Source organism: Micromonospora sp. NPDC006431 (assembly GCF_042870725.1).
GTDB lineage: Bacteria > Actinomycetota > Actinomycetes > Mycobacteriales > Micromonosporaceae > Micromonospora.
In genome coordinates this window covers 21,250-36,579 of the sequence record NZ_JBIAHQ010000028.1, presented here as the reverse complement: position 1 = coordinate 36,579, position 15,330 = coordinate 21,250, and the positions used below count along the sequence as shown (strand labels likewise).

The window sequence follows — 15,330 nt, the reverse complement described above, 5'->3', positions numbered from 1 at the left end:
TCGGCCGGGTCGAGGACGTCCAGCCGGCCGACCGGGGTGTCCAGGTCGGCTGCGACTGTGGTGAGCAGCCGCAGCAGCCGGTCGGCGAGGCGCTGCGCCGCGTCGGCCGGGAACAGGTCGGTGCGGTGGTCCAGCTGCAGCCGCAGCCGCTCGCCGGGGATCGCGGTGACGGTGAGCGGGTAGTGGGTGGCGTCCCGGCCGGAGACCCCGGTCAGCCGCAGTCCGGTGCCGGGCAGGGTCAGCAGCTTCGGGTCGAGGGGGTAGTTCTCGAAGACCACCAGGGTGTCGAAGAGCTCCCCGTGCCCGGCCAGCCGCTGCACCTCGGTCAGCGGCAGGTGCTGGTGGGCCATCAGCGCGGACTGCTGGTCCTGCAGGCGCAGCAGCATTCGGGCGACCGGCTCGGCCGGGTCCAGCCGCAGCCGGACCGGCAGGGTGTTGATGAAGAGCCCGACCATGGTCTCCACGCCGGCGATCTCCGGCGGGCGGCCGGAGACCGTGCCGCCGAACACCACGTCGCCACGGCCGGTCAGCGCGCCGAGCAGCACCCCCCAGGCGCCCTGCAGGATGGTGTTGAGGGTGACGCCGTGCCGCCGGGCCTGCGTCTGCAGGTCGGCGGTCAGCTCGGCCGGCAGGTCGATGACAAGCCGGTCGGGCAGCTCCGGGGCCCGGGCCGGGTCGGCCGGGGCGAGCAGGGTCGGCTCGGCCAGGCCCGCGAGGGCCTCGGCCCAGGCCCGCTCCGCGGTCGCCCGGTCCTGCGCGCCGAGCCAGGCCAGGTAGTCGCGGTAGGGCGCCACCCGGGGCAGCTGCCGGTCGTCGCCGCCGGCGGCGTACAGGGCCAGCAGTTCCCGCATCAGCGTCGGCACCGACCAGCCGTCGAGCAGGATGTGGTGGTTGGTGAGCACCAGCCGGTGTGCGGTGTCGGCCAGCCGCAGCAGGGTCAACCGCAGCAGCGGCGGGCGGGTCAGGTCGAAGCCCTCGGCCCGGTCGGCGGCGAGCAGCTCGCGGACCCGGTCGGCCTGCTCCGCGCCGGCCAGCTCCCGCAGGTCGTGCGCCCGCCAGCCGGCCCGGAGCCCGTCCACCACGACCTGCACCGACTCGCCGGACGGGCGCTGGCGGAACGCGGCCCGCAGGTTGGCGTGCCGGGCCAGCAGGGCGTCGGCGGCACCGCGCAGGGCTGCCGCGTCCAGCTCACCGGCCAGGTCGAAGCAGAGCTGCACGGTGTAGACGTCGTGGTCCGGCCCGTCGTACAGGGCGTGGAAGAGCAGCCCCTCCTGCAGGGTGGACAGCGGCAGCAGGTCGCTGGCGGCCGGTTGGGCCGCCTCGATCGCCTCGATCTCCTCCTGCGACAGGGGCAGCAGCAGGTCGGACGGGGTGTGCCCGCCGGCGCCGGGGGTGGCGGCGTGGGCGATCAGGGCGTCCAGCGCGGCCAGCCAGTCGTCGGCCAGCTCGCGGACGTCCGCCTCGCCGAGCAGGGTCTGCGGCCAGGAGAAGGTCGCCGACAGCCGGGGACCGTCGGCGTGGTCCCGGGTGACCGCGTTGACCTCGATGGCGTGCGGCACCGGCAGGGCGCCGTCCGCACCGCCGCCGAGGGCTCGGGCGTCGGCGGCCACCGTCCAGTCCGTGTCGCCGCCGTCGGCGGTGGCGAACCGGCCGAGGTAGTTGAAGCCGATCTGCGCGGCCGGCCGGTCGGCCAGCTGCCGGGCGGTGTGGGCGTTGAGGTAGCGGAGCAGGCCGTACCCGATGCCGTTGTCGGGCACGGCGCGGAGCTGTTCCTTGACCCGCTTGACCGCGCGCCCGGCGGCGGCGCCGCCGGCGAACGCCTCGTCCAGGTCGAGCCGGCCGAGGTCGAGCCGGACCGGGTACATGGTGGTGAACCAGCCGACGGTCCGGGACAGGTCCAGGTCGGCGGCGAGTTCCTCCCGGCCGTGACCCTCGAGGTCGACCAGCAGGCCGGCCTCCTGGCTGCCGCGCCGGCGCCGCCACCGGGTGACCGCGAGGGTGAGCGCGGTGAGCAGCACGTCGTTGACCCGGCCGTGGAACGCCGCCGGGACCCGGGTCAGCAGCGGCGTGGTGCGCTCCGCGGGCAGGGTGACGGTCAGCAGCCGGCCGGCGTCCACGATGTCCCGGGCCGGGTCGAGCGGCCGCCCCGCGAGCGGCGCCTCGGCGGCGCCGAGCCGGTCCAGCCAGCCGGCCAGTTCGGCGGTCCGCTCGGGGCGCGCGGCCTCGGCGACCAGGTGCTCCGCGAAGCGGCGCAGCGAGGTCCGCACCGGTTCCAGTTCGGGGGTACGCCCGGCGGCGACCGCTTGCGCGGCGGCGGCCAGGTCGGGCAGCAGGATCCGCCAGGAAACCCCGTCGACCACCAGGTGGTGCAGGGCCAGCAGCAGCCGGCCGGGCCGGTCCGCGCCGGCGTCGAACCACAGCGCCTGCAGCACCCGCCCCTCACCCGGGGCCAGCCGGGCCTGCACCGCCTTGCTCTGCTCTTCGACGAGCCCGCGCAGCTCGTCGGCGTCCAGCCCGGCCGCGTCGATCCGGGTCACCAGCTCGGCCGCGGCCACACTGCCCCGCGCGCCGATCAGCTGCCGCCAGCCGCCCGCCGCGTCGCGAACCAGCCGCAGCCGCAGCGCGTCATGGTGGTCGACCAGCGCCTGCACCGCGGCGACCAGGTGCTCGGGCCGCAGCCCGGCCGGGCTGGTCACCAGCATCGACTGGTGGAAGCCGTCGATCGGGCCGCCGCGCTCGCGCAGCCAGTGCACGATCGGGGTCAGCGGCACCTCACCCGTACCGTCGTCGGTGGGCACCGGCACGGCGTCGTCCGCGGCGGCGGCGGCGAGGCCGGCCACCGTCCGGTGCACGAAGACGTCCCGGGGGCTGAACGACAGCCCGGCCTTGCGGGCCCGGCTGACCAGCTGGATCGACACGATGCTGTCGCCGCCGAGGTCGAAGAAGCTCTCGTTGACGCCCACCGCGTCCAGGCCGAGCACCTCGGCGAACAGCTCGGCGAGCAGGGTCTCGCGGTCGTTGGCCGGGGCCCGGCCGCCAGCGCAGCCGGTGAACCCGGGGGCCGGCAGCGCCCGCCGGTCCAGCTTCCCGCTTGGGGTCAGCGGCAGCGCCGGCAGGCCGACGACGGCCGCCGGCACCATGTACTCGGGCAGGCTGGCGCCGACGTGCGCCCGCAGCGCGGCCGGGTCGACCAGCGCGCCGGTGGCCGGGACCACGTACCCGACCAGGCGTTTCACGCCCGGCTGGTCCTCCCGTGCGATGACCGCGACCTGCGCGACGGCCGGGTGGCGGGACAGCACCGCCTCGATCTCGCCCGGCTCGACCCGGAAGCCGCGGATCTTCACCTGGGCGTCGGCCCGGCCGACGAACTCCAGCGTCCCGTCGGCGCGCCAGCGCACCAGGTCGCCGGTGCGGTACATCCGGCCGCCGGGCTCGGCGGCGAACGGGTCCGCCACGAACCGCTCGGCGGTCAGCGTCGGCCGGTCCAGGTAGCCGCGGGCCAGCCCGGCCCCGGCGATGTACAGCTCCCCGGGCACGCCGGGCGGCACCGGGCGCAGGAACCGGTCGAGGACGTAGGCGCGGGCACCGGCGACCGGGGCGCCGATCGGCGGGGCGCCGGCGCCGGGGACCAGCGGCGCGCTGAGCGTGGCGGCCACGGTGATCTCGGTCGGCCCGTACGCGTTGACCATGCGCCGGTCGGGGGCGAACCGGGCGACCAGGTCCTCGCCGCAGGCGTCGCCGCCGACCACCAGGGTGCGCAGCACCGGCGGCGCCACGGTGGGCAGGCCGGCGAGCGCGGCCGGCGGGATGAGCGCGTGGGTAACCTGCTGGCCGGTCAGCACGGCGGCCAGGTCGTCGCCGACGAGCGGTCCCGGCGGCGGTACGACCAGCGCCGCCCCGGCGCCGAAGGCGGCGCAGAGTTCCAGGACCGACGCGTCGAAGCTGGGCGAGGAGAACTGCAGCACCCGGCTGGTCGGGTCGACGTCGAAGCCGGCCACGATCGCGGCGGTGAAGCTGGACAGGCCGGCGTGGGTGACCACCACCCCCTTCGGCCGGCCGGTGGAACCGGAGGTGTAGATGAGGTAGGCGGGGTGCCCGGGCCGCAACGGTGCGGTGCGCTCGGCGTCGGTGACCGGGCCGGTGGGCCGGGCCGCCCAGTCCGCCACGGTGGACGGTTCGTCGAGCAGCAGCCGGGGCACGCCGGTGTCGGGCAGGTCGATCCCGGTCCGCGTGGCCAGCAGCACCGGCCGGGCGTCGGTGAGCATGAACGTGATCCGGTCCGCCGGGTAGTCCGGGTCGACCGGCAGCCAGGCGCCGCCGGCCTTGCTCACCGCGAGCGCGGCGGTGACCAGTTCCGGGCTGCGCGGCAGGGCGAGGGCGACCACCTGCTCCGGGCCGACGCCGCGGTCGACGAGCAGCCGGGCCAGCCGGTCGGCGGCGGCGTCCAGTTCGGCGTACGACATGGTGTCGTCGCCGATCAGGGCCGGCGCCTGCGGTTGGGCCGTGACCTGGGCGGCGAACAGTTCGGGGAAGGTGCGCGGCGGGACGGGCGGCGGTCCGGCGGCCCAGTCGCAGAGCACGGCGGCGCGCTCGGCGCCGTCGAGCACGTCGAGCGCGGCGACCGGGGTCTGCGGCGCGTCGACGACCTGGCTGAGCAGGCGGACCAGGCGGTCGGCGATGCGCCGGGCGGCCGCCGCGTCCAGCAGGTCCGGCCGGTGGTCCAGGCGCAGGGTGAGCTGTTCTCCGGGCAGCACGGCCAGGGTCAACGGGTAGTGCGTGGCGTCGTGCCCGGTGACCGCGGTGACCCGCAGCCGGGTGCCGGGCAGGTCCAGCGCGGCCGGATCGAGGGGGTAGTTCTCGAACACGGTCAGCGTGTCGAACAGGTCGCCGTCGCCGGTGCCGGCCAGCCGGCGGATGTCGGCGAGGCCGAGGTGCTGGTGCGCCATCAGCGCCGACTGCTCGTCCTGCACCCGGGCCAGCAGGCCGGCCAGCGACTCGGCCGGGTCGAGCCGGATCCGCACCGGCACCGTGTTGATGAACAGGCCGAGCATCGACTCGACACCGGGCAGCTCCGGCGGCCGGCCGGCGACGGTGGCGCCGAAGACCAGGTCGTCGTCGCCGGTGAGGATGCCGAGCACCAGCGCCCAGGTGCCCTGGACCACGGTGTTGAGGGTGACGCCGAGCTTGCGGGCCGCGGCGGTCAGCCCGGCGGTGAGTTCGGCGGGCAGGGCCACGGTGAGCTGTTCGGGGGCGGCCGCCGGGCGCGCCGGGTCGGCCGGCGCGAGCAGGGTCGGCCCGGTCAGCCCGCGCAGCGCGTCCCGCCAGGCCTGCACGGCGGCGGCCCGGTCCTGCCGGTCGAGCCAGCCGAGGTAGTCGCGGTAGGGGGTGACCGGTGGCAGGGTGCGGTCGTGCCCGCCGGCGACGTAGTGCGCGAACAACTCCCGGGCGAGCAGCGGCATCGACCAGCCGTCGAGCAGGACGTGGTGGTTGGTGAGCACCAGCTTCGACCGCTCCGGTCCGGTCCGGATCAGCGCGGCGCGCAGCAGCGGCGGGCGGGCCAGGTCGAACCCGGCGGCCCGGTCGGCGGCGAGCAGCCGGGCCACCTCGTCGTCCCGGTCCGCCGCGGCGTGGCCGGTCAGGTCGTGCTCCTGCCAGGCGGGGGCGATCTCGCGCGGCACCACGGCGACCGACTCCCCGGTCTTGCGCTGCCGGATGCCGACCCGCAGGTTGGCGTGCCGGGCCAGGATCGCGTCGAGCGCGCGGCGCATCCGGTCGCCGTCGACCGGACCGGTCAGGTCCAGGGCGAACTGGACGGTGTAGAGGTCCGACGCCGCTCCGTCGTACAGCGCGTGGAACAGCAGTCCCTGCTGCAACGGTGACAGCGGCAGGATGTCCTCGACGCGTGACTGCTTCACCACTAGTGCCCCCACTCCGCTTCCAGTTCGTCCTCGAACTCGTCGATCTCGTCCTGGGACAGCGAGGCCAGCGTCAGGTCGGACGGGGTGTGCCCACCGCTTCCGCCCGCCGCGGCGTACGCCACGATCCCGGCCAGGGCGGTCCGCCAGTCGTCGGCGAGCTGACGGACGTCGTTGTCATCCAGCAGCCCGCCCGGCCAGCGCCACACCGCGGTGAGTCGCGGCCCGTCGGCGCCGTCGACGGTCCAGCTCGTGACCTCGATCGGGTACGCCACGGGCTGCTCCGGGTCCGCGCCGCCGCCGATCCGCGCACCGCCGCCCTCGGCGCCGCCCAGCCGGCCCAGGTGGTTGAACATGATCTGCGGCTCGGCCAGGTCCGCCAGCACGCCCGCGGTCTCGCTGTTCAGGTGTCGAAGCAGGCCGTAGCCGAGGCCGTCGTCGGGTGCGGCCCGCAGCTGCTCCTTGACCCGCTTCAGTGCGGTTCCGACGGCCGCACCGCCGTTGCGCACCTGGTCCCAGTCCACCGTCCCGGGATCGAGCCGGACTGGAGCCAGGCTCGTGAACCAGCCGACGGTGCGGGACAGGTCGACACCCGGCACGTGGTCGGCCCGGCCGTGCCGCTCCAGGTCCACCAGCACCGCCGGGTCGTCGCCCAGGCCGCGCCGCTGCCGCCGGCGGGCCACCGCGAGGGCCAGCGCCGCCAGCAGCGCGTCGTCCACCCGGGCGTGGAACAGCGCCGGTACGGCGGTCAGCAGCGGCTCGGTCTGCGCGGCCGGGAGCTCCACGTGCAGGTCGGCCAGCGTGGCGACGGTGTCCCGGGCCGGGTCGAGCGGCCGCCCGGCCAGGGCCGGCTCCGGCTGGTCGAGCAGCTTGGTCCACAGTGGCAGCTCGGCCAGCCGGGCCGGGCTGTGCGCGTCCCGGACCAGGTGCTCCGCCCATTCCCGCAGCGAGGTGCCGACCGGGGTGAGGTGGGGCGACGTGCCGGGCGCGTGGCTGCCGGCGGCGGCCTCGCCGGCCGTCCCGTCGGGTGCGGTGGCGTCCAGCGCGGCGGTCAGGTCGGGCAGCAGGATCCGCCAGGAGACGCCGTCGACGGCCAGGTGATGCACCAGGATCAGCAGCTGGCCCGGCCGGCCGGGGCCGGCGTCGCACCAGACGACCCGCAGCATCCGGCCGGCGACCGGGTCCAGCTCGGCCCGGGCCGCCTCGGCCAGCGCGCCAAGGCCGGGTCCATCGGCGTCGGTCCCGCCGACATCGAACCCGTTGTCCGCACTGGCTGGGCCGGTGTCCGCGGCGGGCCCGGGCGTGATCAGGTCCGCTGCGGCCATGCTGCCACGCGGACCGATCACCAGCCGCCGCTGCCCGGCCGGGCCAGCCAGCCGCATCCGCAGCGCGTCGTGGTGATCGAGCAGCGCCTGCACCGCGCCGCGCAGCCGGTCGGCGGTCAGTCCGGCCGGCGCGGGCACCACCACCGACTGGTGGAAGCCGGTCAGCGGACCGGCCCGGTCCAGCCACCAGCGCACGATCGGGGTCAGCGGCAGCTCGCCGATGCCGGCGTCGGGGTCCGTCGCGGCGCTGCCGGCCGCCTCCCGGGCCACCGTCGCCAGCGCCGCCACGGTCTTGTGGGTGAACACCTCGCGCGGGGTCAGCTCCAACCCGGCCTGCCGGGCCCGGCTGATCAGCTGGATGGAGACGATGCTGTCGCCGCCGAGGTCGAAGAAGCTGTCATCGACGCTGACCCGGGGCAGCCCGAGCACCTCGGCGACGAGCCCGGCGAGCAGTTCCTCGCGCGGCGTCGACGGCGCCCGTCCGGCCGCGCTGACCCCGGCGAAGTCGGGGGCCGGCAGGGCCGCCCGGTCGAGCTTGCCGTTGGCGGTCACCGGCAGGCCGGCCAGGGCCACCACCGCCGCCGGCACCATGTACTCGGGCAGCCGCCCGGCGACGTGCTCGCGCAGGACGGTCGCGTCGACCCGTTGCCCGGCGGCCGCTACGACGTACGCGACGAGGCGTTTCACCCCCGGCTGGTCCTCCCGGGCGAGGACCACGCACTGCCCCACCGACGGATGCTCGGCGAGGGTCGCCTCGATCTCGCCCAGTTCGATCCGGAAGCCGCGGATCTTGACCTGGTGGTCGGTCCGGCCCACGTACTCCAGCACCCCGTCGGCCCGCCAGCGCACCACGTCCCCGGTCCGGTACATCCGCTCCCCGGGCGTGACGGACGGGTCGGCGGCGGCCAGCGCGGCGGCGAACGGGTCGGCGACGAACCGCTGCGCGGTGAGCCCGGCCCGGCCCTGGTAGCCGCGGGCCAGCTGCACGCCGGCCAGGTAGAGCTCGCCGGCCACGCCCGGGGGCACCGGACGGAGGAACGCGTCCAGCACGTACAGCCGGGTGTTCCAGACCGGCACCCCGATCGGCACGGTCCGCTCCCCCGGCCGGCAGGCCCAGTACGTCACGTCGACCGACGCCTCGGTGGGCCCGTACAGGTTGTGCAGCTCGATGCCGTGCGCGCCGCCCGGGTCGAGGGTGGTGAAGAACCGCTCGGCCAGGTCGGCGGGGAGCGCCTCGCCGCTGCAGATCACCCGGCGCAGCCCGGTGCAGCCGGCGGCGGCCGGTTCGGCCAGGAACGCCTGCAACATCGACGGAACGAAGTGGAGGGTGGTGACCCGCTCGGCGCGGATCAGTCCGGCCAGGTACGCGGGGTCCTTGTGCCCCTCGGGCCGGGCCACCACCAGGGTGGCGCCGACGATGGTGGCCCAGAAGAACTCCCACACCGAGACGTCGAAGCCGGACGGGGTCTTCTGCAGCACCCGGTCCTGCGGCGTGAGCCGGTACTCGTGCTGCATCCAGCTCAGCCGGTTGACGATGCCCTGGTGCGGCACCAGCACGCCCTTGGGCCGGCCGGTCGAGCCGGACGTGTAGATCAGGTACGCCGGGTTGGCCGGGCGCAGCGGCCCGGCCCGGTCGGCGTCGGTCAGCGCGGTCGCGGCGTGTTCCGTCACGGCCTGGCGTACCTCGTCGCTGTCGAGGACCAGGGCGGTGGCGGTGCCGGTGGCCAGCGCGGCGGTGGCCCGGGTGGTGAGCAGCAGGGCGGGCCGGGCGTCGTCGAGCAGGTACGCGATCCGGTCGGCCGGGTAGTCCGGGTCGACCGGCAGGTACGCCGCGCCGGCCTTCAGCACTGCCCAGAGCGCCAGCACCAGCTCCAGTGAGCGGGGCACCGCCACGGCGACGAACCGCTCCGGCCCGGCGCCGTACCCGACCAGCAGCCGAGCCAGCCGGTTGCTCGTCTCGTCCAGCTCGCGGAAGGTCAGGCTGCTCCCCTCGAAGACCACCGCGGTGGCGTCCGGGGTGGCGGCCGCCTGCCGGGCCAGCAGCTGCGGCAGGGTGGCCGGGTCGACCGGCTGCCGGGTGCGGTTCCACTGGACGAGGACCTGCCGGCGTTCCGCCGGGGTGACCGGGTCGAGCCGGCCCACCGGGACGGACGGGTCGGCGGCGATGCCGCTGAGCAGCCGGCACATCCGCTCCAGCAGCGCCCCGGCGGTGTCCGCGTCGATCAGGTCGGGCCGGTACTCCAACCGCAGCCCCAGCCGGTCACCGGGGACCAGCACCAGGGTGAGCGGGTAGTGCGTGGCGTCGTGCCCGTGCACCCCGCGCACCGCCAGGCCGGTGCCGGCGAGGTCGAGCACGGCCGGGTCGACCGGGTAGTTCTCGAAGACCACCAGGGTGTCGAAGAGTTCGCCGTGCCCGGCCAGCCGCTGGATGTCGGGCAGGCCGAGGTGCTGGTGCGGGTGCAGGGCGGCCTGCCGTTCCTGCAACCCGGCGAGCGCGGTGGCCACCGGTTCGGCCGGGTCGAGGCGTACCCGCACCGGCACGGTGTTGATGTAGAGGCCAACCATCGTCTCCACGCCGGGCAGGTCCGCCGGCCGGCCGGCGACGGTGGCGCCGAAGACCACGTCGTCGCGGCCGGTGAGGCTGCCCACGAGCACCGCCCAGGCGCCCTGCACGACGGTGTTCAGGGTGACGCCCGCCGTCCGGGCCGTGGCGGTGAGCGCCGCGGTGAGCGCGGCCGGCACCTCACGCAGCAGCTTGGCCGGCGGCACCGGACCCCGCTCGGCGGCCGGCGCCACCAGGGTCGGCTCGATCAGCCCGGCGAGGCTCGCCCGCCACGCCGCCTCGGCGGCAGGCCGGTCCTGCCGGGCCCGCCAGGCCGGGTACGCCCGCGCGTCGGTGACCGGCGGCAGCCCGTCGGTACGGCCACCCGCGGGGTACAGCGCGAAGAGCTCCCCGGCGAGCACCGGCATCGACCAGCCGTCGAGCAGGATGTGGTGGTTGGTCAGCACCAGCCGGTGCCGCCCGCCGGGCAGCCGGGCCAGGGTGAAGCGCAGCAGCGGCGGCCGGGTCAGGTCGAAGCGTTCGGCTCGGTCGGCGGCGAGCAGCTCGGCGAGCCGGCGGTCCACGTCGGCCGGTGCGAGCCCGGTCAGGTCCGGCTCGCGCCAGTCCACCTCGACGCCGTCCAGCACCACCTGCACCGGCCGGCGCAGGTCCCGGTGGGTGAAGCCGGCGCGTAGCCCGGGGTGCCGGTCGAGCAGCGCCTGGGCCGCGGTGCGCAGCCGCGCCGGGTCCAGCTCGCCGTCGAGGTCGAAGACGAACTGCACGGTGTAGATGTCCGGGGCCTGCTCGTCGTACGCGGACAGGAACAGCAGCCCCTCCTGCAGTGGGGCGAGCGGCAGCACGTCGGCCAGCGCCGGGTAGCTCCGCTCCAGCCGTTCCACCTCGGCCTGGTCCAGCTCGACCAGGGGCAGGTCCGACGGGGTACGCCCACCGGTACCCGGGCGGGCGGCGTGTTCGGTGATCGCCTCGAGCGCGGCCAGCCAGCCGTCGGCGAGTTCGCGGACGTCGCCGTCGGTGAGCACCCCGTCCGGCCAGCTCCACTCGGCGGTGAGCCGAGGCCCGTCCGGTCCGTCGACCACCACCGCGTTGATCTCCAGCGGGTGGGCCATCGGCAGCGCGCTCGCCCCACCGGCGGCGACCTCGCCGTCGACCGTCAGCGGCGACCAGTCGGCGCCGTCGTCGGCGGTCAGCCGGCCCAGGTAGTTGAACCCGATCTGCGGCTCGCCGCCCCGTCGGCCGGGCGCCCTCAGCTGTTCCTTCAGGCGCTTCACCGCTCGGCCGGCGGCCGGACCGCCGGCCAGCGCCTCGGCCGGGTCGAGGTCGCCGAGGTCGAGCCGGGCCGGGGCCAGCCGGGTGAACCAGCCGACGGTGCGGGACAGGTCCGGCCCGTCGACGCCGTCCCGGCCGTGCCCCTCGACGTCCACCAGCAGTCCGGCTCCGGTGCCGGGCCGGTGCCGGCGCCGCCAGTCGGCCACGCTGACCGCCAGGGCGGCCAGCAGCAGGTCGTCGACGCCCGCGTACCACCGGGGGGCGGCGGTGCGCAGCAACGCCTCGGTGCGGGCCACGGGCAGCCCGACGGTCCGGCGGCGGGCCGCCACCTCGGTGTCGTCCGGGCCGACCGGTCGGCGCCCGAGCGGCGGGTCCACGATGGACCCGGCCGGCTCGACCGCCTGCCCGGCGCCCGTCGCGGTCCCAGTCGGCGTTGCGGCCGTCACCCGCCGCGCCCAGGTGCGGTACGAGGTCGGGACCGGCGCCAACCGGGCTGGTTCACCCGCGGCGCTCGCCGCGACGGCGGTGGCCAGGTCGTCGAGGAGGATCCGCCAGGACACGCCGTCCACGGCGAGGTGGTGGACGGCGAGCACCAGCCAGCCCGGGCGGTCCGCCCCGGCGTCGCCCCACACCGCCCGCAGCAGCTGCCCGTCGCCGGGGCGCAGCCCGGCCAGGGCGTCGGCGCGGGCGGCGCCGACCGCGGCGTCGGCGGCCACCCGGCGCAGGCAGTCGGCGGCGGACACCGCGCCCCGGGGCGGCACCGCCAGCCGCCACGCCGCGCCGTCGCGGTGGAGGATCATCCGCAGGGCGTCGTGGTGGTCCAGCAGCGCCTGCAACCCGGCCGCCAGGTCCGCCCCGCGCAGCCCGGCGGGGGTACGCACGACGATGCTCTGCGCCACCTGGTCGACGGGGTGGGCCTCGGCCGCCCGGCCGCGCAGCCAGTCGACGATGGGCGGCAGCGGCACCTCCCCGAGCGCGGCGTCCGGGTCCTCGGTCTCGGCCGAGCCGAGCTCGTCGGCCACCCGGGCCAGGGCGGCCACCGTCCGGTGGGTGAACACCTCGCGCGGGGTGAGCCGCAGCCCGGCCTGCCGGGCCCGGCTGACCAGCTGGATGGAGACGATGCTGTCCCCGCCGAGGTCGAAGAAGCTGTCCTCCGCGCCGACCCCGGGCAGCCCCAGCACCTCGGCGAAGAGCCGGGCGAGCAGCTCCTCGCGCGGGCCGGCCGCGGCCCGGCCGGCGCCGGCCGCCGCGGCGAAGTCCGGGGCGGGCAGGGCGCCGCGGTCCAGCTTGCCGGTGGGGTTCAGCGGCAGCGCGTCCAGCAGCACGAAGGCCGCCGGCACCATGTACTCCGGCAGCGCCGCGGCAATGTGGTCGCGCAGCTGGGCGGGGGTCGGCGGGGTGGCCGGGTCGGCCGGCACCAGGTACCCGACGAGCTGGGCGGTGACCCCGGTGTCGGCGCGGGCGACCACCGCGGCCTGGGCCACGGCCGGGTGGGCCGACAGCACCGACTCGATCTCGCCCAGCTCGATCCGGTAGCCGCGCACCTTGACCTGGTGGTCGATCCGGCCGAGGTAGTCGAGGTGACCGTCCGCCCGCCAGCGCACCAGGTCGCCGGTGCGGTACATGCGGGCGCCGGGCGGACCGAACGGGTCGGCGACGAACCGCTCGGCGGACAGCCGGGGCCGGTCGAGGTAGCCGCGGGCCAGCCCGGCGCCGGCCAGGTACAGCTCGCCGACGGTGCCGGGCGGCACCGGACGCAGCGCGCTGTCGAGCACGTACACCCGGGTGTTGGTGGTGGGCCGGCCGATCGGCGGGGTGCCGCCGTCGGCGAGGTCCCCGCCGTACCAGGCGGTGGAGTAGACGGTGGCCTCGGTCGGGCCGTAGATGTTCGCCACCCGGGCGCCGGGCAGCGCGGCGCCGATGTCCCGCACCGCCTGGGCCGACAGCGCCTCACCGGCGAGCACCACCAGGTCGGCGTGCGCGTCGACCGCCCCGCCGGCCAGCAGCTGCGCGAAGGCCGACGGGACGGCGCTGATCAGGCTGCCGGACCAGCCGCCGGCCCGCTCGGCGAGGGCGAGCAGGTCGTCGACCACCTCGATCTCGCCGCCGCAGGCGAGCGGGCCGAACATCTCGAAGACCGAGACGTCGAAGTTGAGCGAGGTGCTGGCCAGCACCCGGGACAGCGCGGCCGGGCCGATCTCGGCGACCGCCCAGCAGGCCAGGTCGACCGCGTTGTCGTGGCTGACCACCACGCCCTTGGGCCGGCCGGTGGAGCCGGAGGTGTAGATGACGTAGGCCGGGTGGGCGCCGCGCAGCGGTCGCAGCCGGTCGGCGTCGGTCAGGTCGCCGTCGTCCTGCGCGGCGAGCAGGGCGCGGACGGCGGGCTCGTCGAGGCGCAGCAGCCGGTCACCGACCGGCAGCCCGTCGCCGGCGCCGTCGACGGTGAGCACCAGCCGGGGGTCCGCGTCGGCCAGCATGAACTCGACCCGGTCCGGCGGGTACCGCAGGTCGACCGGCAGGTACCCGGCGCCGGCCTTGAGGACGGCGAGCAGGGCGACCATCATCTCCGCCGACCGGGGCAGCGCCAGCGCGACCAATTGCTCCGGGCCGGCGCCGCGGGCGACCAGCAGCCGCGCCAGCCGGTTGGCGGCGGCGTTGAGCTGGGCGTACGTCAGGGTGGTCGGCCCGCAGGTGACCGCCGGGGCGTCGGGGGTACGCGCCACCTGCTGCTCGATCAGCGCGGGCAGCCGCACGTCCGGCACCGGCCGGATGGTGTCGTTCCACTCGTGCAGCACCAGCCGCCGTTCGGCGGGGCCGGCCAGGTCGAGCCGGCCGACCGGGGTGTCCGGGTCTTCCGCCGCGGCCCGGGCGAAGGTGTCGAGGAAGGCGGCGAGGCGCTGGGCGTGCCCGCTGACCTGCTCGTCGGGGTAGAGGTCGGGGTTGGCGTCCAGGTCCAGCCGGGCGTCGGCGTCGCCGCGCCGGGCGTCGAGCACGAAGGCCAGGTCGTCGACAGGGCCGCCGGCGAGGTTGTGGTCGGTGCCGGTGGCGGCGCCGAACCGGGTCCCGGCTCCGCCGCCGGCGTCGAGCAGGATGTTCACGTGCGGGCCGAGCACCGACGCCCCGGCGGTCAGGCCCAGGTCGCGGTGCAGGTCCTCGAAGCGGTAGCGCTGGTGGCGCAGCGCGTCGTGCAGTTCCCGTGAGGCGCCGGCGACGAGCGCGCCGAGGGTGGCGTCGGCGCGTACCGCCACGCGCAGGGGCGCGATCGCGGAGACCATGCCGGGGGTGGCCCGCGCGGCGGCGTTGTGCCGGGCGGTCAGCGGCAGGGCGAGCACCACGTCCTCGTTGCCGGTTAGCCCGTGCAGGTAGGCGGTGATCGCGGCCACCACGACCGCCGGCACGGCGACGCCGCGCTCCCGGGCCGCCGCCCGCAGCCGGTCCATGGTGGCGGGTGCCACCGGGGCGGTACGCCGGGTGAGCCGGCGCGGGGTGGCCGGCCGCCGGTCGGCGAGGCTGGCCGGGGTGGGCCGGTCGGCGTACCGCCCGGTCCAGTACCCGCGATCGCGGTCGAACCGCTCGCTGGTCCGGTAGGCGGCCTCCGCGTCGGCCAGCGCCCGCAGCGGCCCGAACGACGCCGGCTCCGGCTCGTCGCCGCCGCTGAGTGCGGTGTAGACCGCGGCGACCCGCCGGGCCACCAGGAGCATGCCGTACCCGTCCAGGGCCAGGTGGTGGTAGCACTGGTACCACAGGGTCCGGTCGTCGGCCAGGCGTAGCAGCGCGTACCGGAACGGCGGCGCCTGTCCCGGGTCGAGCGGCCGGGTGGCGTCGGCGTGCATCCAGTCCAGGGCGGCGCCGAACGGGTCGGCCTCCCCGCGCAGGTCGAGCACCGGCAGCGGCCAGTTGACCGCCGGCGACACCGCCAGCACGGGTCGGCCATCGGCCGGCTCCTCGACCCGGATGCGCAGGGCCTCGGTGTCGGCGACGGTCCGGCGCAGCGCCGCCTCGAACACCGCGTGGTCGAGCGGGCCGGTCAGGTCGGCGTACTCGGCGAGGAGGTAGATCGGGTTGTCCGGGTCGAGCCGCTGGGCCAGCCAGACCCCGAACTGCGCGGTGGTCAGCGGGCAGTGAACATCCTCGTGGTCGGGCACAGCAGTCCTCCGGAGCTACGGACGTGGTGTGTTCGCGGGGTGGCTGGCTGCTCGGTGGGGTGGCGAGCGGGTGGCCGCCCGGCCGGTCGGCGTACGCGCGGACCGGCCGGGCGGCG

The 15,330-nt window shown here is 76.6% G+C and carries 1 protein-coding gene and 1 pseudogene; both read right to left on the bottom strand.

Going from position 1 to position 15,330, the window contains the following annotated elements; genetic code table 11:
* Nucleotides 1-5: 5 nt before the first annotated feature.
* A pseudogene (locus ACFYM6_RS31445) lies at nucleotides 6-5,915 on the bottom strand (amino acid adenylation domain-containing protein); the annotation flags it as partial.
* A gap of 2 nt (nucleotides 5,916-5,917) precedes the next feature.
* Nucleotides 5,918-15,214: an amino acid adenylation domain-containing protein gene (locus tag ACFYM6_RS31440; RefSeq protein ID WP_387281105.1), complete on the bottom strand. Its 9,297-nt coding sequence runs from the start codon at nucleotides 15,212-15,214 to the stop codon at nucleotides 5,918-5,920.
* Nucleotides 15,215-15,330 lie beyond the last annotated feature (116 nt).